Source organism: Oceanicola sp. S124, assembly GCF_000220565.1.
Classification (GTDB): Bacteria; Pseudomonadota; Alphaproteobacteria; order Rhodobacterales; family Rhodobacteraceae; genus Pseudooceanicola.
Genome location: NZ_AFPM01000086.1, coordinates 1 through 22,839, shown reverse-complemented (window position 1 = coordinate 22,839; position 22,839 = coordinate 1). Strand labels below are relative to the sequence as shown.

Here is a 22,839-nt window from a genome sequence, read left to right as displayed (position 1 = left end):
CCGCCCCTAGCTTCGGCCGGGAAGAGACAAGAGGACCGATCCCCATGAGTACCGATCCCCAGCCGCAGCCGGTCTACGAGACCGATACGCCGGTGACCTACCGGGTCGAGAACGCCGTCGCCTGGATCATGATGAACCGGCCGACGTTCAACAACGCCCAGAACTCGCAGATGACCTATGCGCTGGACGATGCCTTCCAGCAGGCGGTGAACGACCCCGAGGTGAAGGCCATCGTGCTGGGCGGCGAGGGCAAGCACTTCTCGGCCGGCCACGACATCGGCACGCCGGGCCGCGACGTGGATGTCGCTTTTCCGCGCCGTCTGCTGTGGGAAGACCACACGCAGAAGCCCGGCGCCGAGTTCCTGTATACCCGTGAGCATGAGCAATATCTGGGCATGTGCCGCCGCTGGCGCGATTGTCCCAAGCCGACCATTGCGATGGTCCAGGGCGCCTGTGTCGCGGGCGGTCTGATGCTGGCCTGGGTCTGCGACCTGATCGTGGCATCGGACGACGCGTTCTTCCAGGACCCGGTGAACCGCATGGGCATTCCTGGCGTCGAGTATTTCGCGCATCCCTTCGAACTGCCGCCGCGCGTGGCCAAGGAATTCCTGCTTCTGGGCGAGCGGATGCCCGCGGCCCGGGCCGAGCATTTCGGCATGGTCAACAAGGTCGTGCCGCGCGCCGAGCTTACCGAAGCCGTGCGGAACTGGGCCGAGACGCTGGTGTCGCGCCCGAGCCTTGGCAACTGGCTGACCAAACAGGCGATCAACCATGTCGAGGACCTGCGCGGCAAGCGCACCGGCATGGACGCCGTCTATCACATGCACCATTTCGCCCATGCCCAGAACGAGCTGGCCTCGGGCGACCGGCTGTCGGGCCTGAATGCCGCCTCGATGGCGAAGGCCAACAAGGCAGAGGCCGGGGACAAGGACTGAGACATGGAACTGACCTATACCGACGCGCAGCGCGCCTTCCGCGACGAGGTGCGCAGCTGGATGCGTGACAACGTCCCGGCCACGCCACTGCCCAGTTTCGACGCCTCGCGCGAAGGGTTCGAGGCCCATCGCGCATGGGAAGCCAAGCTGAACGAGGGACGATGGGGCATGGTGACATGGCCCGACGCCTATGGCGGGCGCGGACTGGACCTGATCCGCTGGCTGATCTTCGAAGAAGAATATTACGGCGCCCGTGCGCCGCTGCGGGTGAACCAGAACGGCATCTTCCTTCTGGGCCCGACGCTGATGGAATTCGGCACCGAGCAGCAGAAGGCCCGCTATCTGCCCAGGATGGCCACCGGCGAAGAGATCTGGGCCCAGGCCTGGTCAGAGCCGCAGGCAGGGTCGGACCTTGCCGCCGTGCGGGCCAAGGCCCGTCGCGAGGGCGATGAATACGTCCTGTCGGGCCACAAGATCTGGTCGTCCCGCGCGGTCTATGCCGACATGGCCTTCGGCCTGTTCCGCACCGATCCCGACAGCGAACGCCACCACGGGCTGAGCCTGATCCTGTTCCCGCTGGACGCGCCCGGCGTCACCCGGCAGGCCATCCACCAGATCAACGGCGAACACGGTTTCGCCGAACTCTTCCTCGACGAGGTCCGGGTCCCCGCCGAGAACATCCTTGGCGCCGAGGGTCAGGGCTGGAAGATCTGCATGGCCACCGCAGGATTCGAGCGCGGCCTGATGCTGCGCAGCCCCGCCCGGTACCAGGTCGCAGTGCGTGCCTTGGTGGCGCTGGCCCAAAGCCGGGGCGATGACCTTGATCCGGTGCTGCGCGCCCGCGTGGCCGAGGCCGCGATGGGTGCCGAGGCCTATGCGCTTTCGATCTACTCGACCGCCTCTCGGTTGATGGCGGGCGGCAGGATCGGTGCCGAGGCCTCGACCAACAAGATCTTCTGGTCCGAGCTGGACATCGCGCTGCACCGCACCGCGCTTGATATCCTCGGCGACCGGGCCGAGCTGCATCCGGGGGCCTCGGCCGCGCCCGATGCGGGCAATTGGCTGGACGGATACCTCTTCTCACTCGCTGGTCCAATCTATGCCGGGACCAACGAAATTCAGCGCAACATCATCGCCGAGCGGATGCTCGGAATGCCGAGGAAGTGACGCCATGCAATTCGTGATCACCGAAGAACAACAGATGATGACCGACATGGTGCGCGAGTTCCTCGCCGCCAATTGCACCACCGCCGAACTGCGTGCGCTGGCCGAGACCGGCAAGAGCCATGACGCCGCGCGCTGGTCGGCAATGGTCGAACTTGGCCTGCCCGGCGCATTGGTGGGCGAAGAGGCCGGGGGGCTGGGGCTGGCGCCGCAGGACGTGATCGGCCTTGTCACCGCGGCGGGCGCGGCCCTGCTGCCCGAACCCCTGATCGAGACCATGGGGATCACCCTGCCGGCGCTCGACCAATTCGGTGAGGCGGCGCTGCTGGCCCAGGTGATGGCCGGCGAGGCGCAGGTCGCGCTGAGCCATCCCGCCGCCCCCTTTGCCGAAGGGGCTGACAGCGCCGATGCGATCCTGATCTTCGAGGTCGACCGGGTGCTGCTGTGCCCCGCCGGCAGTGCCACGATCACGCCGCAACCCGGCGTCGATCCGCTGCGCCGGTTGTTCGCCGTCACACCGGGGCCGGACGCCCAGATCCTCGCCGAGGGCGAGGCAGCGCGCGCCGCCACGGATCATGCGCAGGAGATCGGCGCGCTGTTTGCCGCCGCGCAGATGCTGGGCATCGCGCAGCGCGCCATCGACATTTCGGTCGCCTATGCCGGGGAACGCACCCAATTCGGCAAACCGATCGGCAGCTATCAGGCGCTGAAGCACCATCTGGCCTCCGCGCAGGTGGCGGTGGAGTTCGCGCGCCCGGTACTACAGGCTGCCTCCGCCATGGCCGCATCCACGCAGGATGCCTATACCCGTGCGCGGATCAGCCATGCCAAATACGTCTGCGGCCGCGCTGCCGAAACTACCGCGCAGACCGCAATCCAGGTTCATGGCGGCATGGGCTATTCGCAGGAGGCGGATGTGCATTTCTACATCAAGCGCACATTGAGCCTGCGCAATCTCTGGGGCACCGAGACCCTGCACCGCAACCGTTATGCAGCACGACTTGAGACGCTGGCCATCGGGCCTGACACGCTGTTCAACCAGGAGGGCTGATCCATGGCCGAAGCCTATATCGTCGATGCCATCCGCACCCCGGTGGGCCGCAAGAAGGGCAGCCTTGCCCATCTCCATTCCGCCGATCTGGGGGCCGCCCCGATCAAGGCCCTGGTCGCACGCACCGGGATCGATCCGGCGGCGGTGGATGACGTGGTCTATGGCTGTTGCGACACCATCGGCAGTCAGGCGGGCGACATCGCGCGCACCTGCTGGCTGGTCGCGGGCCTGCCGATGCATGTGCCGGGCGTGACCATCGACCGCCAATGCGGGTCGTCCCAGCAGGCCGTACATTTCGCAGCCCAGGGCGTGATGAGCGGCACCCAGGATCTGGTGATCGCGGGCGGTGTGCAGAACATGAACGCGATTCCGATCTCGGCCGCGATGTATGCGGGTCAGGCCTATGGGTTCGATGATCCCTTCCGCTCTTCGCCCGGCTGGCTGGCCCGGTTCGGCGATCAGGAGGTGAGCCAGTTCCGTTCGGCCCAGATGATCGCCGAGAAGTGGGATTGTTCGCGCAAGGAGATGGAGCGCTTTGCGCTGGCAAGCCACGAACGGGCGCTGGCGGCGATCGATGCAGGCCTTTTCGAGGCCGAGATCATTCCGGTCGAAGGTCTGAGCCATGACGAGACCCCGCGCCGGGGCACCTCGCTTGAGAAGATGGCGACGCTGGAACCGCTGGAGCCCGGCGGGCGGATCACGGCGGCGGTCGCCAGCCAGACCTGTGACGGCGCGGCCGCCCTGCTGCTGGCCTCGGAGGCGGCGGTCAAGACCCACGGCCTGAAGCCGCGGGCGCGGATCCATCACCTGACGGTACGGGCCGACGATCCGGTCTGGATGCTGACCGCGCCGATCCCCGCGACCCGTCACGCGCTGGAAAAAACCGGGCTGACCGTCGACGACATCGACCTGTTCGAATGCAACGAGGCCTTTGCCTCGATCCCGCTGGCCTGGATGAAGGAGCTGGGGATTCCGCATGAAAAGGTCAATGTGAACGGCGGCGGCATCTCGCTCGGCCACCCGATCGGGGCCACCGGCGCACGGCTGATGACCACCATGCTTTACGAGCTGGAGCGTCGCGGCGGTCGTTACGGGCTTCAGACCATGTGCGAAGGCGGCGGTCAGGCCAACGTGACCATCATCGAACGGCTGTAACATGCCGGTCTATGCCTTCGAGGGCCGGGTGCCGGTGGTGGATGAAGCCACCTTCCTGCACCCGACCGCCGTGCTGATCGGCGACGTGCAGATCGGACCGGGCTGCTATATCGGCCCGTCGGCCTCGCTCAGGGGGGATTTCGGGCGCATCATCGTGCGCGGCCAGGCCAGCGTGCAGGACAATTGCACCATGCATACCGGCGCCGGATCCGATTGCATCGTCGAGCGCGGCGCCACCATCGGTCACGGCGCCGTGCTGCACGGATGCCTGATCGGGGATCATGCGCTGGTCGGGATGAACGCCGTGGTGCTGGACGAGGCCGAGATCGGGGCGGAGTGCCTTGTCGCGGCCATGTCTCTGGTGCGCTCGGGGATGCAGGTCGGACCAAGGCGCCTGATCGCGGGCAATCCGGCGCGCGCCCTGCGGGAACTGCGCCCCGACCAGATCGTCTGGAAACAGGACGGCGAAGGCGAATACGAACGGCTGGCCCGACGCTCACGCGCGGGGCTGGTCGAATGTGAACCGCTGCGACAGGCGGAGAAGAACCGGCCACGCAACGCGGGCAACGCCCGTGCGGTACGGCTGTCAGGAAAGGACTGAAATGGGTATCTGCGAAAACAGGGTCGTCATCGTCACCGGCGCCGGCCGCGGTCTGGGCCGCGCCTATGCGCTGGAGCTTGCGCGCCAGGGCGCGGCGGTCGTGGTCAACGATCTGGGTGTCGGCAACCACGGCGAGGACACCGGCGAAAGCCCGGCCGAGGCCGTGGTGTCCGAAATCACCGCCATGGGCGGACGCGCCATGGCCAACCATTGCGACGTGGCCGACTGGGAGGCCACCGGCGAGATGGTGCGCCAGACGGTCGAGACCTTCGGCAGCCTTCACGCCGTGGTCAACAACGCGGGTTTCGTGCGCGACCGGATGTTCGTCTCGGCAACGCCGGACGAATGGGACGCGGTGATGCGTGTGCATCTGCGCGGCCATTTCTGCACCGCACGCCATGCGGTCGATCACTGGCGCGGCTTGGCCAAAGCCGGTGAGGCCGTCGATGGCCGCATCATCAACACCACCTCGGGTGCGGGCCTGCATGGGTCGATCGGCCAGACCGCCTATTCTGCAGCCAAGGGCGGCATCGCCTCGATGACGCTGGTGCAGGCGGCCGAACTGGCCCGCTATGGCATCACCGCCAATGCCATCGCCCCCAACGCCCGCACCCGGATGACCGAAGGGGCCTTTGGCGAGGCGATGAGTGCCAAGGAGGGCGAATTCGACATCTTCGCGCCTGAAAACACCGCGCCGCTGGTGGCCTGGCTGTGTTCGGAACAATCGGTCGGTGTCAGCGGCGAGGTGTTCGAACTGATCGGCGGCGATCTGCGCCTCTGTCTGGGCTGGAGCGACGGCCCGCAGGAAGACATCAAGCGGGCCTGGAAGGCAGAGGAAATCAGCGCGGCGGTGGAACGTCTGAAAGCCGAACGCCCGGCGGCCAAGCCGGTCTGGGGCAGTTCCTGATCACGCCTCTTCCTGAAACGACAACGGGCGGCCCGGGGGCCGCCCGTTTGCATTTCCGGGTCCGTGGGTCAGCCCTTCGAGTGCCGTTCGACCAGATCCAGGAACAGCGGGCGCTCGCCGCCGCCCGTTACATCCAGCACCGCCCCCGACACGTAGGCCGCCATCGGCGAGGCCAGATAGAGCGAAGCCGCCGCGATATCATCGGGCAGGCCGAGCCGCTTGGCAGGCAGCGAGGCGGCGATCGCGTCGCGCGCCTCGACCCCGCCATAGGGCAGCGCATCGCCGCCGCTGTCGACCAGCCCGACCACGATGGCATTGACCCGGATCACCGGCCCCCATTCGGCGGCAAGGCTGCGGGTCAGCCCCAGAAGGCCCGATTTCGCCGCGCCATAGACCGCCGTCCAGGGCGACGGCCGGGTGGCCGAGACCGAGGCGATGTTGACGATCGAGCCGCCCTCGTCGTTCTTGACCATCCAGCGATGCACCGCCTGTGACATGTGGATCGGCGCCATCAGGTTCAGCGCCATGATCTTTTCATGGAACCGGGGCGAGGCCGTCGCCGCATCCGAGGCCGGTGCGCCGCCCGCGTTGTTCACGAGGATGTCGATGCGCCCGAACGCCTCGCCCACGGCATCGACGAAGGTTGACACCGCCTCGGCGTCGCGCACGTCACAGGACCAGAACCGCGCCTTGCGCCCGCCGCCCCCGGGCAGGGTCTCGGGTTCGGAGCGTCCGCAGATCGCGACCTCGGCCCCCTGTGCCAGCAGCATGGCCGCGATGCCGGCGCCGATACCACGGCTGCCGCCAGTGACGATCGCCACCTTCCCGTCCAGACGGATATCCGCTTTTGAAACCGGAGATGTCATGAGAGAAGCCCCTTTCTCATTCCTTGGAACGCCCCTAGCATCGCGCCGCGCGCATGGGCGTCGTCTCATCGGACGATGCACCCTGCCGCGGTTTTCGGGCAGGTCGCAAGCAGGGCGTGACCGTGTGCGACGCCGGTCACCGGAATTCGATGCCAAGGGAGAGCAGGATGCTCGAATCGCAAAGCTGGACCTTCACAACCCTGCCTGCCTGCTGTGCGCGGGCCGCCGAGGTCTATGGCGACAGCCCCTATATCGAGGATGGTGGTGTCACGCTCAGCTTTCGTGACTTCGACGCGGAGCGTCGCCGCTTCGCCAAGGCGCTGATCGCCTCGGGGATCGAGGCGGGCGACCGGATCATGATCATGGCGCCGAACTGCGCGAACTGGCTGATCGCGGCCATGGGCGCGGCCAGCGCGGGCGCGATCATGATCCCGGTTTCAACCCGGTTCCGCAGCGCCGAGATCGAAGACCTCGCGCTGCGCGGCGGCGCCAAGCTGGTGGTCTCGGTGGGCCAGTTCCTCGACCGGCACTTCCCCGACCTGCTGAACGACAAGGTCCGTGCCCAGCTGAACGAGGTGGTGGTGCTGGACAATGCTGGCAGCGATACCGCATGGGCGGATTTCATGGCCCGCGCCGAGGACGTCGAGGATGCGGAGCTTGCCGCGCGTGAAGCGGCGCTGACCCCCGAGACGATCTGCGACATCCTGTTCACCTCGGGAACCACCGGGCGCTCCAAGGGGGTGATGTATGCACATCAGCAGTTCCTGCGCGTGGTCGCCGCATGGACCGAACGTGTCGGCATGCGCCGGGGCGACCGCACCCTTGTCATCCCACCGTTCTTCCACGCTTTCGGCTATCGCGGAGGCGCCATCGGCTCGTTGATCGTGGGGGCCACCGTGCTTCCGCATCAGGCCTATGATCCGGGCGAGGTCCTGGCCCGTGTCGGAGCCGAGCGCGTTTCGGTCATTCCCGGCCCGCCCGCGATCTTTCAGGGAATGCTGAACCATCCGGGCTTCGAGGACACCGACAGGTCGTCGCTGCGCCTCGGGATCACCGGCGGCGCGGTCATCCCCTCGATCCTTGTCGAGCGGATGAAGACCGATCTGGGCTGCGAAGGGGTCTGCAATGGCTATGGCCTGACCGAATGTGGCGGCTATGGCACCATGTGCCATACCTCCGACCCGATCGAAGTCGTGGCCAAGACCGCCGGCACCCCGATGCCGGGCGTCGAGATCGCCGTCTTCGGTGAAGACGGCACCCAGCTGCCGCAGGGCGAGACCGGCGAGATCCGCATTCGCGGCTATATCGTCATGCAGGGCTATTTCGACGACCCGGAAGCGACGGCAGCGACCATCGACGCCGAGGGCTGGCTGCATACCGGCGACGTGGGCCGGTTCGACGACGCGGGCAACCTCGTGGTCGAGGACCGGCTGAAGGACATGTACATCACCGGCGGTTTCAACTGCTACCCGGCCGAGATCGAGCGGATGCTGTCCAACCACCCCGCGATTGGTCAGGTGGCTGTGATCGGCATCCCCGACGCGCGCATGGGCGAGGTTGGCAAGGCCTTCGTCGTGCTGCGCCCCGGCCAGAGTGCGACCGAGGCCGAGATCATCGCCTGGGCGCGCGAACAGATGGCCAATTACAAGGTGCCGCGCGTGGTCGAGATCCGCGCGGCCCTGCCGGTCAGCGCCCAGGGCAAGGTGCTGAAACGTGAACTGGCGGCGGAACCGGCGTGATCGCCCGGGCCACCGGTCTGGCAGGAAGGAAAACGGGCGCCGAGAAGGCGCCCGTTTTCTTTGGGTCTGGGCTGAGCCGGCTCAGCCCGCTGCGCCGAAACGATCCACATCCCCTGCCGCCCCATAGGCCAGCCAGCCACCGTCCACCGGCAGCACCGTCCCGGTGACATAGGACGCCCAGTCCGACAGCAGAAAAGCGGTCGCCTTGGCCATCTCGTCGGGCAGGGCGAGGCGCCCCAGCGGCGTGCGCCGCTCGATCACGCCGAAGTCCAGCGCCTTGTCATCAATCAGCTTCTGCACCATCGGCGTGCGGGTATAGGCGGGGGCAATGGCGTTCACCCGGACCCCCGCAGGGCCCCATTCGCAGGCCAGCGCCTTGGTCAGGTGATCGACCCCCGCCTTGCTGACCCCATAGGCCGAGCGGCCCGGAAACGCGACAGGCGCCACCATGGACGAGACGTTCACAACCGCGCCCCGCCGTGCCGACAGCATGGCCGGGCCGACCGCCCGGCACATCAGGAAGCAGCCCCGCAGGTTGACGTCGAGCACCTTCTGCCAACTTTCGGGATCACAGTCCTGCACGGGGCGGAACGTATCCGCGATCCCGGCGGCATTGACCAGAAGCTCGACTGGACCTGTGGCCGTGGCAGCCTCGGCCACCATGCGCGTGACATCCTCGGCGCGACTTACGTCACCGCTGACGCAGGCCTCCGCGCCGGTTTCGGCACGGGCCGCGGCCAGTCCGTCGGCGTTCATGTCCGCCAGCACCACGCGTGCCCCCAGCGCGGCAAGCCGCGCCGCGATGGCGGCGCCGATGCCGCTGGCCCCGCCGGTGACAAGCGCCACGCGGCCATCGAGTCGAAGGGGCGTCTCTATCATCTGTCGGGATCCTTTCCGTCGTCCTCGTTCATCTTGTAATGCGCGTCCACCGTCCAATCAGGGCGCGGGCGGCGATGGAGGGACAGGTAATGCTCCGCCACCAGATCAGGGTCATAGGGCGTGCCCGGCGCCATGGTGCCGTGGATCGCCACAACGGCCACCTGAACACCGTGCGGCCCCAGCTCCAACGCCAGCGACTGCCCGAGACTGCGCAGCGCCGCCTTGCCGAGCGACACCGCCCCCCATTCGATCCAGGGGCCAAAGGCCAGTGCACCGCCGGTCAGCAGGATCGTCCCCCTGCCCTGCGCGATCATGTCCGGCGCGACATGCTGCGCCGCCGTCAGGGCCCCGGCCACATTGGCGCGGAACTGCGCCACCAGCGTCTCGGCATCCAGCGGCGCGCCCCGGGCCTGCCAGCCCGGCGCATCGGCATATCGCGCCGTCTCGATCCCGGAGGGCGTCACGAAGCGTGAGGGTTCGACGATGGCCGCATTGCAGATCAGAAGCTCGGGCGCGCCCTGCGCCTGCCTCAAGCGATCCAGCGCGCCGGTCAGCGACACCGGATCGGCGGCATCACCGCAGGTTCCAAGCGTGTCCGACAGCCCCTCGGCCGCCAGCGTTTCACCATATCCCGCGACCGCGCCGGCCCGGCGGCCGATGAAGCCCGTCGCGTACCCGGCGCTGGCACAGGCCCGCACCAGCGACAGGCCCAGCCCCGGGCCTGCGCCGATCACGACCGCGGCGCTCATTCCGCCGGATCGCGGCGGGAGAGGCCCGCCTCGCGCGCCCGTTCAGCCCGTCGGCCCAGCCAGTTTTCCAGCGTGCCCACAACGCCCTGCCGCAGGAACAGCACGCAAAGGACAAAGGCCGCCCCCTGCACCACGATGACCCAGGCGCCGAACTCCGCGAATTCGCGCTGCAACGTCACCACGATTGCCGCACCCACCACCGGGCCAAGGATCGTGCCCACGCCGCCGATCAGCGTCATCAGGAGGGCATCGGCCGAGGTCATGAAATGCAGGTCCGCCAGGGAGGCAATCTGGAACACAAGCGCCTTCACGCCGCCCGCGACGCCTGCCAGCAGGGCCGACAGGGTAAAGGCGATCAGCTTGAAACGCTCGGTCGAGTAGCCAAGCGAGGTCGCCCGCGCCTCGTTGTCGCGGATCGCGCGCAGCACCTGCCCGAAGGGCGACCGCAGCAGTCGGTAGATGAAGGCGAAACCGATCAGGAAAACCGCGAGGACGAAGAAATACATCGTCATCATGTCGTTCAGGTCGAAGACCCCGAACAGCATCCCGCGCGGCACCGACTGAATGCCGTCCTCGCCATGGGTCCAGTTCGCCTGCACCGCGTAGAAGACCAGCACCTGCGCCAGCGCAAGGGTGATCATCGCGAAGTAAAGACCCTGCCGCCGGATCGCCAGCCAGCCGAACAGCGCGCCAAGCCCGGTGGCAAGCACCACCCCGCCCAGAAGCGAGGCCTCGGGCGACCAGCCCCAGACCGAGGCGAGATGCGCCGTGCCATAGGCCGAGGCCCCGAAAAAGGCCGCATGACCAAAGGCCAGCAGGCCGACATAGCCGAAGATCAGGTTATAGGCGCAGGCGAAGAGCGCGAAACACAGGATCTTCATCGCGAAGACCGGGTAGACCAGGTAGGGCAGAAGCAGGCCGCCGATGGCCAGCACCGGGATCCAGATCCGGCCGTTTTCCAGAATGCTTTCGCGCCGGGCAATGGTGATGTCGGCGCCGGAATGGGCCGAGGTTTCCTTGCCGAACAGCCCCTGTGGCCGCAGGATCAGCACCAGCGCCATGCAGATGAAGATCGCCGTCGAGGAGGCCTCGGGCCAGAACACCTTGGTCAGCCCCTCGATGACCCCCAGCCCGATGCCGCTGACGATGGCGCCCATGATCGAACCCATGCCGCCGATGACCACGACCGCGAAGATGGTGATGATGATCGACTGCCCCATCTGCGGGCTGACCTGGTAGATCGGCGCCGCCATGACGCCGGTCAGACCGGCCAGACCGACACCGAAAGCATAGGTCAACATCAGCATCCGGGGCACGTTGATCCCGAAGGTGCGCACCAGATCGGGGTTTTCGGTCGCAGCCCGCAGATAGGCGCCCAGCCGGGTGCGCTCGATCACCGCCCAGGTGCCGAAACAGACCACCAGCGCGGCCACGATCACCCAGATGCGGTAGATCGGCAGAAACATGAAGCCCAGGTTCACGCCGCCCTTCAGCAGGTCGGGCACGCCGTATTGCTGCCCGGCGGCGCCGAATTTCACATTGAACAGACCCTCGATCACGAAGGCCATGCCGACGGTCAGCAAGAGCCCGTAGGCATGTTCAAGGTTGTAGACCCGGCGGATGAAGACCCGCTCCATCAGCGCGCCGATCACCGCGACCGCCGGCGGCACCAGCACCAAGGCCCACCAATAGCCCAGGGACGGCAGGCCGAGGCCGGGGAAGAGATCTGGCAGGCTGATGAGGAACCAGGCCCCGAAGGCCCCCAGCATGTATTGCGCGCCATGCACGAAATTGCCGATCCGCAACATGCCGAAGATGATGGCCACGCCCATGCTCATCAGGGCATAGAACAGGCCGTTGATCAGGCCTATCAGAAGCTGGCCGAAAAGAAGGACGGGGGGAATTCCCAGAAGCTCGGTCATGTCAGGCCTTCAGATAGGTTTCGATGCGGGCACGGTTCTGTTCCAGGCCACCGCGGTCCATGCTGTCGATCACCCTGCCGTGTTCCACGACGTAGTGGCGATCCGACAGGCGCGAGGCGAAACGGTAGTTTTGCTCCACCAGCACCACGGTCAGGCCGCGGGCCTTGATGGCGCGCACGACCTCGGCGATCTCCTGCACGATGACGGGGGCCAGCCCCTCGGTCGGCTCGTCCAGCAGCAGGATGTCGGCCCCGGTGCGCAGGATGCGGGCGATGGCGAGCATCTGCTGTTCGCCGCCCGAAAGCTTGCCGCCCGGGCTGCGCCAGCGTTCCCTGAGATTGGGGAACAGCGCCAGCAGTTCCTCCTCGCTCATGCCGCCCCTGGCCACCACCGGCGGCAGGCGCAGGTTCTCGGCCACGGTCAGGCTGTTGAAGATGCCGCGCTCTTCCGGGCACCAGGCAAGACCCATGCGCCCGATCTGCTCTGGCGCCTTTCCGAGGATGCTCTGCCCGTGCAGGCGCACCTCGCCACGGGTGCGGCGCATCAGCCCGACGATGCTGCGCAGGGTGGACGACTTGCCCGCGCCGTTGCGGCCCAGAAGCGACACCACCTCGCCGCGATTGACGACGAAATCCATGCCGTGCAGCGCCTGGCTTTCGCCATACCAGGCCTCAAGGCCGGACACTTCGAGTACAGGTTGCTCAGTCAATGTCGCCCCCGATATAGGCTTCAATCACCGCCTCGTCGGCAGAGATATCGGCGTAATTGCCTTCGGCCAGCATATTGCCGCGCGCCAGCACCGTGATCCGGTCGGCCAGCTCGGCCACCACCGACAGATTGTGCTCCACCATCAGGATGGTGCGCCGCTGCGCCTCGCCTGCAATCAGGGCGGTGATGCGTTCGATATCCTCGGTGCCCAGCCCCGCCATCGGCTCGTCCAGCAGCATCAGCTCGGGGTCGAGCGCCAGCGTTGTGGCAAACTCCAGCGCCCGCTTGCGCCCATAGGGCAGGCCCGCCGCCGGACGGTCGCGCCAGTCCAGCATCCCGACCGCGTCGAGCAATTCGTCGACCCGCCCGTCCAGCCCCGCCAGCACGGTGTCACCACGCAGGAAGTTCATCGACAGGCCCGTCGGACGCTGGAGCGCGATACGCAGGTTTTCTGCGACCGTCATGCGCCCGAAGATCGCCGAGATCTGGAACGAGCGCACCATGCCCTGCCGCGCCACTTCGGCGGGCTTTGTCCGGGTGATGTCGCGACCGTTGAACAGGATCTGCCCCTCGCTTGGTGCAAGGAACTTGGAAATCAGGTTGAAGACCGTGGTCTTGCCCGCCCCGTTCGGCCCGATCAGCGCATGTACCGAATTGCGCGCGATCTTCAGGTTCACGCCGTCCACGGCCGTGAAGCCCGAGAACCGGCGCACCAGCCCCCGGGTCTCGATGATCGTATCCGTCATCTCACAGTCCTTTGATAAGAACCCCGTGCCCACGTGCAGCACGCTGCCGCAGGGGCACGAGGGACTGGTAGGGGGGCGAATGGTAGTATGCCCGCGCCGCCTCATAGCTGGGGAAAGCCACAACCGAGAGGCTGGCGGGATGCCAGTCGCCCTCGAGCGGTTCGATGCTGGCGCTTGCCATCACGAAATGCCCGCCTGCCGCGTCCATCACCGGCCCCGCCTCACGGCGGTATTCCTCCCAAGCCGCGGGGTCGGTGATCTCGAGGTCGAAAACCAGGTACCCGGCCATGCCGTGCTCAGCCGTTCGCGTTGACCAGCGGGCAGGTGGTGGCGCTGAGCGGCTGGAAGGCCGTCTCGGCAAGCACCGTCGCCTCCAGTTTGAAATATTCCTGGCTGTCACCGATCTCGGCGGGCGAGCGCACCTCGAGCAGGTACATGTCATGGATCAGGCGCCCGTTCGGATACAGCTCGCCGTTGTGGACGAAGAGGTCGTCCAGATCCATGGATTCCATCTGGGCGATCACCGCTTCGGGTTCATCCGTACCGGCCGCTTCGACAGCCTTGAGATAGGTCATCGCAGCCGAATAATTGCCGGCAGCAACCCAGCCCGGGGCGTTGCCCGTGGCTTCCATCATCCGGGTGCCGAAGTCGCGGGCGGCCTCGTCCTGGGTCCAGAACCAGGGCGCGGCGAACTGCACGCCTTCCAGCGCCTCGGCCCCGATCGACCGGGCGTCGGACTGGTGCAGGAAGGTCACCGCGACCTCCATGCCGGATGCGATCAGCCCGAATTCCTGCACTTGCTTCAGGGCATTGATCAGTTCCGAGCCGTTCAGGTTGATCTGGATGACTTCTGCCCCCGACGCCTGTGCCTGAAGGATGTAAGACGAGAAATCGGTGGTGCCGAGCGGGGCCGCCACCGCACCGACGACCTCACCCCCGCCCTCGGTCACGGCGGTTTCCACCCAGCTGGCCATCACCTTGCCCGCCTCGTAGTCGGGCGAGAGGGTGAAGAAGCTTTTCAGCCCCTTGTCGAGCTGCGCATTCACCGCGGTCCCAACGGTCGAATAGGCGTCATAGGCCCAGGCCAGAACGTGACCGTTGCAATCGGCCTCGGTCGGCCGGTCGGTCAGGGGCGAGACGAAAAGGCCCATCTTGCCGCTGTCCCCGATCAGGGTGTTCAGCCCCAGGGCCACGGCCGAGTTCGGCACGTCCATGATGACATCGACACCTTCGGTATCCAGCCATTCGCGGGCGATCGACAGCGCCACGTCGGGCTTGTTCTGATGATCGGCGGATACGAATTCGATCGGCTTGCCAAGGACTTCTCCGCCGAAATCCGCAATCGCCATCTCAACGGCCACCACGACCTCGGAGCCGCCGAGCGCCGAGAACGACGTGCTTTGATCGTTCAGCACGCCGACTTTCACCGTCCCGTCAGCAGCCTGGGCCATGCCCGCAACAAGAGCGACCGTCGCGGCGGTTGTCATAAAGGTCTTCATCTCATCCTCCCAAATGATCGGCGGCTTCCGTTGCGCAAGGGTCGACGCCTGAAGTTGACCCTGCGTTCGCGAGCGCCGTCAGGGCATCGTCCGAAGGGACTAGCGCGCTGACGCCGCATCGGTCGGGTGGGAAAGCATCACGAAATCAGGATGCCGCTATCCACCGGAAGCATGTGGCCGGTGGTGCGCGCGGAGTCGTCCGAGGCCAGAAACAGCGCCGCGTTCACCACGTCCTCGGGCCGCGCAAGCCCCAGCAGATAAGCCTGCCGCTGCGCTTCGAGATGCGGTTCCTCCTCGAAGAAACGCAGCACCCGCTCGGTGCCGACGGCGCCGGGGACGAGCGTGTTCACCCGGATGCCGTCGGCGGCGAATTCCACCGCCATCGAGCGGCCAAGCGCGAGCAGCCCGCCCTTGGCGGCGGTATAGGCGTCGCGGTTCGGCAGCCCCATGGCCCCCGCGATCGAGGCGGTGTTGATGATCGACCCGCCACCACGCACCTTCATATGCGGGATGACGTGACGCGCCATCAGCCAGCTGCCGAAAAGATCCACCCGAATGCAGCGCCAGAACTCTGCCTCCGGGGCAACTGTCAGCGGTCCATCTGCGCTGCTGGACCCGCCGGCGTTGTTGTAAAGCACGTCGATCCCGCCGAACTCGCCGGCGACGGCGCAGACCATGTCCTCGACCCCTTGGGGGGCCTCGAAATCCAGGACATGAAAGGCCGCCCGTCCGCCCGCCTTATCGATCTCGGCCACCAACGCCGCACCCCGCGCAGGGTTACGCCCGACCAAGGCGACGCAGGCCCCTTCCTGTGCGAAGCGCCGTGACGCAGCCGCCCCGATCCCTGAGGTCGCGCCTGTGATGATTGCGACCTTGCCTTCCAGACGTCCTGTCATCCGTTTTCCCTTTCCAGTTCCGCGGCATCCTTGCCCACGGCTGCGCGGTGGCATCGTCCCGGCGGACGATGCGGTCTGGATCGGCTGGGATATGAAACCGGGAGCTTTGACCGGACGGAGAACCCAAAGTGGAAACGCTGAACCAGATGTTGCAACGCAACCTCGCACTTGTGCCGGAGCGGCCTTTCCTGATCGACGGAGACCGCCGGATCACCTACGCCGAATTCGGCGCGCTGACGGCGCGCATGGCGGGGGCCCTGCAAAAGGCCGGGGTGCAGCCGGGGGCGCGCGTGGCGCTTTATCTGCCCAGCACGCCGATGATGGCCGCGGCCTTCTGGGCCTGTCAGAGGCTGGGGGCGATCCCCGCCCCGCTGTCGGCGATGTTCCGTGCCGCCGAGGTTTCGGACATCCTGACGCGTGGCGGCATCCGCGCGTTGATCTGCGATCAGAGCAGTGCCGCCACGGCCATGCAGATCGCCGCCCGTCTGCCCGACCTTCTGACGTTCTGTCTTGGCGGCGCGGTCAAGGGCGCGCTGGATTTCGACGCGCTGATCGCCGCGGCACCCGAAACCTTCACCGATCACCGTCAGGATTTCAACGACACCTCGGCGCTGTTCTTTTCCTCGGGCACCACGGGCAAGCCGAAGGCGATCGACCAGACCCATTTCGCCACCGCCAGTTCGCTGCGTGACATGTCGGTCGCGCATGGCGCACGGTTCGGGGCCGAGACCTATCTCTGCGCCGTGCCGCTGTTCACCAATTTTGGGCTGACGGTGACGCTGAACCTTTGCCTTTATACCGGGGGCACGCTGGTCCTGCATGAACGCTGGGACACCGAACGCGTGCTAAGCGATATCGCCCACCACCGGGCGACCTATTTCGGAGGCACGCCGACGATGTATGTCTACATGGTCGGGGCGTTCGATGCGGACCGCCACGACCTGTCGTCGCTGCGCGTCTGCACCACCGGTGGCGCGCCGGTGCCGCAGCCGATCATCCAGAAATTCGAGGCCCTCTCGGGCGCGCGCGTCAGTCAGGTCTATGGTGCGACCGAGACCTGCGGCCAATGCGTGATCGAACCCATCAGCGGGCCGCGCCGGGCCGGGGCGGCCGGGCTGCCGGTTGGATCGTCGCGCATCACCATCGTCGATGAGGCGGGCCAGCCGGTTCCGCGGGGCGAGGTCGGCGAGGTGGTGATCGGCGGCGATTGCGTCAACCGCGGCTATGCCGACAATCCCGAGGCCACGGCGGAAAGCTTTGGTCCCGACGGCTGGCTTTCGGGCGATCTGGGGTTCCTCGATGAAGAGGGGTTCCTGTTCATCGTCGACCGCAAGAAGGATGTCATCATCACCGGCGGCCACAACATCTATCCGCTTGAGGTGGAAAGCGTGCTCTATCGCCAGAAGGGCGTGTCGATCTGCGCCGTCGTCCCCGCCCCGGACGAGGTGAAGGGCGAGATCCCGGTGGCCATTGTGGTACAGGATACCGATGCCGAGCTGAGTGCCGACCTGCTGGAGGCCCATTGCCGGGCACAGCTTGCGGCCTACAAGGTGCCGCGCCGGTTTGAATTCATCGACACGATGCCGATCGAAGCCGCCAAGATCCGCAAGCGCGATCTGGTCGAGGCGCTGCGCGCCGGGCCCGCGGCGCTGAACGCGTTCCGCAACAATTGAGGCCAGGGTCAGGGCGCTGCAGATGCCGCGCCCTGAGCCGCGTCAGTCCAGATCGGTATAGCCGTCGGCGGCGATGATCGGCAGATGGGTGAACGAGGTGCCGTCCTGCATCCGCATCCAGGCCCCTGCGGCGATCACCCCGCCATCCACAACCATGGTGGTGCCCGTCACCCACCCCGAAAGCCGCTCGGACGCCAGATAGAGCGCCGCGCCCGCCGAATCCTCACCCCGGCCGAAACGTCCCATCGGGAACCAAGTCCGGATATGGGGACGGTTGGCCAGCGGCACCCTTGGATCTGCCGTTACCTGAATCGTATCGGTGGTTTCCGGCGCAATCGCATTGACCCGGATACCGTGATAGCCCAGCTCGACCGACAGGCTGCGGGTGAAGCCGAGGATCGCGGAGTTGAACGCCGAGTATACGGTAGCGTTGGGAATGCCGCGCAGGGCCTCGACCGTGGACAGGTTGATGATCGACCCGCCCTCGCCCGAGGCTTTCACGAGGGGCAGCGCCGCGCGGGTCATGCGGAACATGTGCTTGAGGTTGATGTCGTAAAGCGCTTCCCATTCCTCCTCTGTCGAGCGCTCGAACGGGGTGAAGATCTTCAGATAATCCCCCACGTTGTTGACCAGAACATCAAGCCGACCGAAGCGCTGGCGCGTCTCGTCGATGATACGCGCCACATCGTCGGGGTCGCGCACATCGGCCTCGATCACCAGCGCCGCGGGCATGGCCGCAGACGCCTCGGCGCAGCGGTCTGCATGGTTGTCGGCGATCACCACCTGCATCCCGGCCTCGAGGTATAACTCGGCGGTGGCGCGGCCGATCCCGGCGGCCCCGCCGGTGATCAGCGCGACCTTGCCGGACAGGCGCAACAGGTCACGGCTCATCGGGCAGCCTCGCTGCGACGCGTCGCCATCGCGGCCACCTCGGCCACGGCGCGGCGCACGTCGTTGCGGGTATAGCCAAGCAGGGCTGTTTCCTTCGGATCGGGTTCATAGGCGATGGTGTTGCCGCGCCCCTGTACGATGAAGGCATCGGGAAGCATCCGGTTTTCCTCGTCCACGATCCCGACCTGAACCGGGTTGCCCGCCACGTCGAAGAACAGTTGGAAGAAGTCGCGGAAGCTGAGGCTTTCGTCACCGATCAGATAGGCCTTGCCGCCTTCGCCGCGCAAAAGCGCGCCCTCGATCGCCTCGGCCAAGGATCGCACCGACATGTAATTTGTGCCGCCCGGCGGCGCCGTCACCGGGATTTCGGGCCGCAGCCCCTGCCCCCATTCCGCCAGCGTCTGATAGCGCAGCGCCGGCAGGCCCGGCGTTGCCCCGACGATCGAAGGCGGGTTCAGCGTGCAGGCCATGAAGCCGTCGCGCGACAGCGCCCGCACCCCGTCATCGGCCAGTTTGCGTGCCCGGACATAGACCGAGCTTTCGACCAGATCGGGCAGCAGTTGATGGTAATAGCTGCCGACCTGCACGAAGCGCTTGATCCCCGCCTCGCGCGCCAATTCGGCAAAGGCCGGCACGCTGTCGGATTGGGTGCGGCGATAGAACTCCTCGGGATCGGCCCCGGCAGGCATGTGGCGCGGATCGTTGCCCGCGGCAAAGACCACGGCGTCGAACTGCGCCAGATCCGAGGCGCGAAACTCGCCCTTGGTGAAATCGCGTGTCAGTACCGGGAAACGCGCAGCGGGGTGATCCTTGTCCGGCATGTTGCGGGCAGCCAGCGCGACGTTATGGCCCTTGGCCTTCAGGTGCAGCGCGGCATTGACGCCGATCATGCCGGTGCCCCCGATGATAAGAACATCCATCCTGTCTTTCCTCCTTGTTGTCCGCGTCAGGCCAGCGCCTGCGAGATCTCGTCCCGCATCGCGGCATCAAGCCGCCAGCGCGCGGCCTCGGCATTGGCGATCACCTGTTCAGGCTTCGTCGCCCCGGCCATGACCGAGCCGACCAGCGGTTCCGCCAGCAGCCAGGCGAAGGCGAGATCGAGCAGATTTCGGCCATGCGCCTCGGCAATCGCCGCCAGGGCCTCGATCCGATCGAGCCGTTCCTGGGTCAGACCTGCCTTGAAATAAGGAAGATCGATCAGCCGGCCCTGCTCGGGCAGCGCGCCACGCCGGTACTTGCCGGTCAAAAGGCCGCTGGCGAGCGGGAAATAGGGCAGGAGGCTCATCCCCGTGGCGCGGAGCGCCGGGAACAGGCTGTCCTCAACGTCGCGGCTGAGCAGGTTGTATTCCGCCTGCGTCGAGACGAAGCGGCCCAGCCCGTGATAGCGTGCGGTCCAGCTGGCATCCACCAGCTGCCACGCCGGCAGGTTGGAACAGGCGATATACCGGACCTTGCCCGCCCGGACGAGATCTTCGAGCGCGCGCAGCGTCTCCTCCAGCGGGGTCAGCGGGTCGGGGAAATGGTACTGGTACAGGTCGATATGATCGGTGCCCAGTCGGCGCAGGCTGCCCTCGACCGCGTGGAAGACATGCCGGCGCGAGCCGTCATAGCCGCTCTTGCCGCTGCCGCCGAGGGGCGAGGCGAACTTGGTCGCCAGCATGACGCCATCGCGCCGCCCCTTCAGCGCCGCCCCCAGCACCCGCTCGGACCCGCCTTCGGCGCCATAGCTGTCAGAGGTGTCGAACAGGGTGATCCCCGCATCCAGCGCCGCGTGGATAACGCGTTCCGCAGCGCTGTCGTCAAGCCCTGCGACCATGCCGCCGAAATTGTTGCAGCCCAGGCCCACCACCGAGACGCGCAGCCCCGATTGGCCAAGAACCCTGGTTTCCATGCTCATCTCCTCCTCGATCTGTCAGTGGCGATGCGCGGCGGCGATGAAATCGGCTCCGCGCTCGGCGATCATCACGGTGGTCGCATAGGTGTTGGCGCTGACCACATTCGGCATGACCGAGGCATCCACCACCCGCAGTCCCTCGACCCCGCGCAGCCGCAACTGGGGATCGACGACCGCGTCCGGGTCGCTGCCCATCCGGCAGGTGCCCGCGACGTGGTAATTGGCGCCGACCTCGGCCCGGATCGCCTCGCGCATGGCCGAGAAACTGTCGGCCTGCGGACCGGGGGCCAGTTCCTCCCCCAGCACGCCCCCCATCGGAGGGCGCGCCATCATCTTCCGCATTCTGAATGCGGCGACTGCCATGATGTCGAGGTCGCGGTCATCGCCAAAGACATTCGCCTCGATCACCGGCGGCGCGGAAGGATCGGCGCTGGCGATCCCGACCCGACCCCGGCTGAAAGGCACCGCCTGATAGAGCAAGACCGAGAACCCGTGGGCGCGCGGCAGCACGCCAAGGATGCCCGGGCGGCGCCGGATCGTCAGCGCCGGGGCCATGCAGAACTGCATCAGCGTCTCGGGATTGCCTTCCTCGGTCTCGAAATACCCGCCCACCGGGAACAGCCCGCTGGCCAGCACGCCGCGCCGCGCCAGAAGGTAGGACAGACCCGCCTTCAGCGCGCCGAAGGGACGCAGATGAGAATAGGCGCTGACCGGGGCGGTGGTGGCGAACATCATCTTGTACATCGGGTGGTTCTGGTAATTCTCGCCCACGCCGGGATTGGCGACGCGCACGTCGATGCCCAGCGCGCCGAGCCGGGCCGGATCGCCGATGCCCGAGCGCAGCAGAAGTGCGGGCGAATTGATCGCACCGCCCGCGACGATGACCTCTCGGCGGCAGCTCAGATATCGAGTTTCGCCGCGCTGGATCAGATGAACCCCCTTGGCGCGGCCCCCGGCGATCTCGATCCGGGCGACATGGGCGTTGCGCAGGATGCGCAGGCGGCCGCGATGCGCCACGCCGTTCAGATAGGCCGCGGCCGTGGACACCCGCCGCCCGCGCCGGATCGACAGGTCGACATAGCCCGCGGATGATGGCCCGTCCGCCGCGATATCCTCGCTACGATGCAGCCCGTCGGCAGTGGCGGCCTCGAGGAAGAGATCGCAGACAGGCGCCGTGGCGTGCCCGCGGGTGATCGTCACCGGACCGCCCTGCCCGCGACCGGGACGCGGGTGCCCCAAATAGGTCTCAGCCCGTTCGAACCATGGGCGCACCTCGGCGGCGCTCCAGCCCGTCGCGCCCGACGCAGCCCATTGGTCAAAGTCGCTGTCACGTCCACGCAGGAACATCATGCCGTTGATCGAGGCGGACCCGCCCATCACGCGCCCCTGCGACATGTAGAGCCTGCGCCCGTCCAGCGCAGGGTTCGGCGCGGTCTCGTAACTCCAGTTGAAGGCGGGGTTTGTGCCGGTCGCGAAATTCGCGCCGGGGATGTGGATCAACGGATTGTGATCACTGCCGCCCGCTTCGATCATCGCCACTCGCACACCGGGCAAGGCCGACAATCGGGCAGCCACCACACATCCAGCGGCCCCGGCCCCGATCACGATGTAATCCACTGTGTCGCTCTGCGTTCTGACCTTGCTCACTGCTGTTGCCTCTCGTGTCGCCGCCAGAAGCATGAGCCGAACCGTCACAGATATTATCGTCCAAACAGGCTAGATCGCGAAAATAGCGCTGGCATCACCCGCCGGTCGTCGCGAACTGGCTTGGAAAATCCAACGTCCGGCGGTCGGGCGACCTGCGACCTGACAAAGCCATCATGGGGCACTGGGCCAGGGTCAGGAGTCATGACCAGCAGATGACGGTTGCCGCGAGAGCGATGGCTGAGAGGAAGACCTTTGGACAGCGGTCATGGCGGGTTGCCACGCGCCTCCGGTCCTTGAGGCGCGCGAACATGATCTCGCATCGCTGCCCGGCAGGGCATCACGGCACGTGATGTCCCGAGAGGGGCGGTTTCGCCGCTTGAACTGGCGCTTGTCGTATTTGACCTGGGTCTTGCGTTGCTTTCGGCCGGGAATGCAGGCGCGTATCCCCTTGTCTTGCAATGCTTCTCGGACCCAATCAGCGTCGTAGCCCCGATCTCCGAGCAGCCATGCGACATTTGGAAGGCTGCTGAGCAGCCCGCGTGCGCCGATGTCATCGCTGACCTGTCCGGCGGTGACGAACAGGTTGAGCGATCGTCCCTGGCTGTCGCAGATGGCGTGCAGCCTTGTGTTCATGCCGCCCCTTGGCTCGCCCCCTCTCGGGACATTGCCGGGCAATGCCCTGCCGGGCAATGGATCAGGCGGCCACGCCTCCCTTCTTGCCGGCCATGCTGGTCGCGGTACGGTGTGCTTTCAGACAGGTCGCGTCCACTGCCCGGCAGGGCATCACGAAGTGATGTCCCGTGCGGGATCACCACGGTTTTCTCTTAGCGGTGTCCTGTAGCCAGGCCGACCATCATGCTGGCGAGGATGCCTTTCTCGCTCCAGCGCTTCCACCGGCTGTAGAGCGTCCTATGCGG

21 protein-coding genes and 1 pseudogene are annotated in these 22,839 nt (G+C 66.6%); 8 read left to right on the top strand and 14 right to left on the bottom strand.

What is annotated here, in order from left to right; translation table 11 throughout:
* Positions 1 to 44: 44 nt before the first annotated feature.
* From OS124_RS0106865 to OS124_RS0106840, 6 genes are read left to right on the top strand one after another with little or no spacing between them, the layout of a single operon-like run.
* Positions 45 to 935 (top strand): enoyl-CoA hydratase, encoded by an 891-nt coding sequence (locus tag OS124_RS0106865; protein ID WP_010138702.1) that lies wholly within the window; start codon positions 45 to 47, stop codon positions 933 to 935.
* Positions 936 to 938: 3 nt separating this feature from the next.
* Entirely contained in the window at positions 939 to 2,102 is a 1,164-nt protein-coding gene (locus OS124_RS0106860; protein ID WP_010138701.1) for an acyl-CoA dehydrogenase family protein, read from the top strand.
* A gap of 4 nt (positions 2,103 to 2,106) precedes the next feature.
* Entirely contained in the window at positions 2,107 to 3,150 is a 1,044-nt protein-coding gene (locus OS124_RS0106855) for an acyl-CoA dehydrogenase family protein (protein ID WP_010138700.1), read from the top strand.
* 3 nt (positions 3,151 to 3,153) lie between these two features.
* Complete coding sequence (locus OS124_RS0106850; protein ID WP_010138699.1) at positions 3,154 to 4,305, top strand: acetyl-CoA C-acetyltransferase; 1,152 nt, start codon at positions 3,154 to 3,156, stop codon at positions 4,303 to 4,305.
* Between the two features lies 1 nt (position 4,306).
* A complete protein-coding gene (locus tag OS124_RS0106845) occupies positions 4,307 to 4,906 on the top strand; it encodes a phenylacetic acid degradation protein PaaY (RefSeq protein ID WP_010138698.1) in 600 nt (199 codons plus the stop codon).
* Position 4,907: 1 nt separating this feature from the next.
* Positions 4,908 to 5,813 (top strand): SDR family oxidoreductase, encoded by a 906-nt coding sequence (locus OS124_RS0106840; RefSeq protein ID WP_010138697.1) that lies wholly within the window; start codon positions 4,908 to 4,910, stop codon positions 5,811 to 5,813.
* Positions 5,814 to 5,881: 68 nt separating this feature from the next.
* Here the strand turns inward: OS124_RS0106840 and OS124_RS0106835 are convergent, their stop codons facing one another.
* Positions 5,882 to 6,679, bottom strand: coding sequence for an SDR family oxidoreductase (locus OS124_RS0106835; RefSeq protein WP_010138695.1), 798 nt, complete (start codon positions 6,677 to 6,679; stop codon positions 5,882 to 5,884).
* 167 nt (positions 6,680 to 6,846) lie between these two features.
* Between OS124_RS0106835 and OS124_RS0106830 the strand changes: the two genes are divergently transcribed.
* Entirely contained in the window at positions 6,847 to 8,418 is a 1,572-nt protein-coding gene (locus OS124_RS0106830) for an AMP-binding protein (protein WP_010138693.1), read from the top strand.
* Between the two features lie 81 nt (positions 8,419 to 8,499).
* On the opposite strand, the gene OS124_RS0106825 is transcribed toward OS124_RS0106830, so the two are convergent.
* The 8 genes from OS124_RS0106825 to OS124_RS0106790 form a co-directional block, all read right to left on the bottom strand.
* Positions 8,500 to 9,297, bottom strand: a complete 798-nt coding sequence (locus tag OS124_RS0106825) for an SDR family NAD(P)-dependent oxidoreductase (RefSeq protein WP_010138691.1) — start codon at positions 9,295 to 9,297, stop codon at positions 8,500 to 8,502.
* Positions 9,294 to 10,046 carry an SDR family NAD(P)-dependent oxidoreductase gene (locus OS124_RS0106820; RefSeq protein ID WP_010138690.1) on the bottom strand — a complete coding sequence of 251 codons (753 nt, stop codon included), beginning with the start codon at positions 10,044 to 10,046 and terminating at the stop codon, positions 9,294 to 9,296. Before OS124_RS0106820 ends, OS124_RS0106825 begins: the two co-directional genes overlap by 4 nt.
* Positions 10,043 to 11,968 carry an ABC transporter permease subunit gene (locus OS124_RS28330; protein ID WP_010138689.1) on the bottom strand — a complete coding sequence of 642 codons (1,926 nt, stop codon included), beginning with the start codon at positions 11,966 to 11,968 and terminating at the stop codon, positions 10,043 to 10,045. The genes OS124_RS0106820 and OS124_RS28330 overlap by 4 nt, the downstream gene beginning before the upstream one ends.
* A 1-nt stretch (position 11,969) precedes the next feature.
* Positions 11,970 to 12,605: a branched-chain amino acid ABC transporter ATP-binding protein gene (locus OS124_RS0106810; protein ID WP_083834556.1), complete on the bottom strand. Its 636-nt coding sequence runs from the start codon at positions 12,603 to 12,605 to the stop codon at positions 11,970 to 11,972.
* Between the two features lie 64 nt (positions 12,606 to 12,669).
* Positions 12,670 to 13,422, bottom strand: a complete 753-nt coding sequence (locus tag OS124_RS0106805) for an ABC transporter ATP-binding protein (RefSeq protein WP_010138687.1) — start codon at positions 13,420 to 13,422, stop codon at positions 12,670 to 12,672.
* A gap of 1 nt (position 13,423) precedes the next feature.
* The gene (locus OS124_RS0106800) at positions 13,424 to 13,711 is read right to left on the bottom strand and encodes a DUF1330 domain-containing protein (protein ID WP_010138685.1); all 288 of its coding nucleotides are present in this window, start codon (positions 13,709 to 13,711) and stop codon (positions 13,424 to 13,426) included.
* A 7-nt stretch (positions 13,712 to 13,718) separates the two neighbouring features.
* Positions 13,719 to 14,921: an ABC transporter substrate-binding protein gene (locus tag OS124_RS0106795; protein WP_010138684.1), complete on the bottom strand. Its 1,203-nt coding sequence runs from the start codon at positions 14,919 to 14,921 to the stop codon at positions 13,719 to 13,721.
* 137 nt (positions 14,922 to 15,058) lie between these two features.
* Complete coding sequence (locus OS124_RS0106790) at positions 15,059 to 15,817, bottom strand: SDR family NAD(P)-dependent oxidoreductase (protein ID WP_029375238.1); 759 nt, start codon at positions 15,815 to 15,817, stop codon at positions 15,059 to 15,061.
* A 128-nt stretch (positions 15,818 to 15,945) separates the two neighbouring features.
* On the opposite strand from OS124_RS0106790, the gene OS124_RS0106785 reads away from it, so the two are divergent.
* Complete coding sequence (locus tag OS124_RS0106785; RefSeq protein ID WP_010138682.1) at positions 15,946 to 17,490, top strand: class I adenylate-forming enzyme family protein; 1,545 nt, start codon at positions 15,946 to 15,948, stop codon at positions 17,488 to 17,490.
* Between the two features lie 42 nt (positions 17,491 to 17,532).
* Here the strand turns inward: OS124_RS0106785 and OS124_RS0106780 are convergent, their stop codons facing one another.
* From OS124_RS0106780 to OS124_RS26465, 5 genes and pseudogenes are all read right to left on the bottom strand, one after another.
* Positions 17,533 to 18,381 (bottom strand): SDR family NAD(P)-dependent oxidoreductase, encoded by an 849-nt coding sequence (locus OS124_RS0106780; RefSeq protein WP_010138681.1) that lies wholly within the window; start codon positions 18,379 to 18,381, stop codon positions 17,533 to 17,535.
* Positions 18,378 to 19,301 carry an NAD-dependent epimerase/dehydratase family protein gene (locus OS124_RS0106775; RefSeq protein WP_010138680.1) on the bottom strand — a complete coding sequence of 308 codons (924 nt, stop codon included), beginning with the start codon at positions 19,299 to 19,301 and terminating at the stop codon, positions 18,378 to 18,380. The genes OS124_RS0106780 and OS124_RS0106775 overlap by 4 nt, the downstream gene beginning before the upstream one ends.
* 26 nt (positions 19,302 to 19,327) lie before the next feature.
* The gene (locus OS124_RS0106770) at positions 19,328 to 20,272 is read right to left on the bottom strand and encodes an aldo/keto reductase (RefSeq protein ID WP_010138679.1); all 945 of its coding nucleotides are present in this window, start codon (positions 20,270 to 20,272) and stop codon (positions 19,328 to 19,330) included.
* A 21-nt stretch (positions 20,273 to 20,293) separates the two neighbouring features.
* Entirely contained in the window at positions 20,294 to 21,955 is a 1,662-nt protein-coding gene (locus OS124_RS0106765) for a GMC family oxidoreductase (protein ID WP_050900829.1), read from the bottom strand.
* A 166-nt stretch (positions 21,956 to 22,121) separates the two neighbouring features.
* Positions 22,122 to 22,839, bottom strand: a pseudogene (locus OS124_RS26465) (IS5 family transposase); the annotation flags it as partial.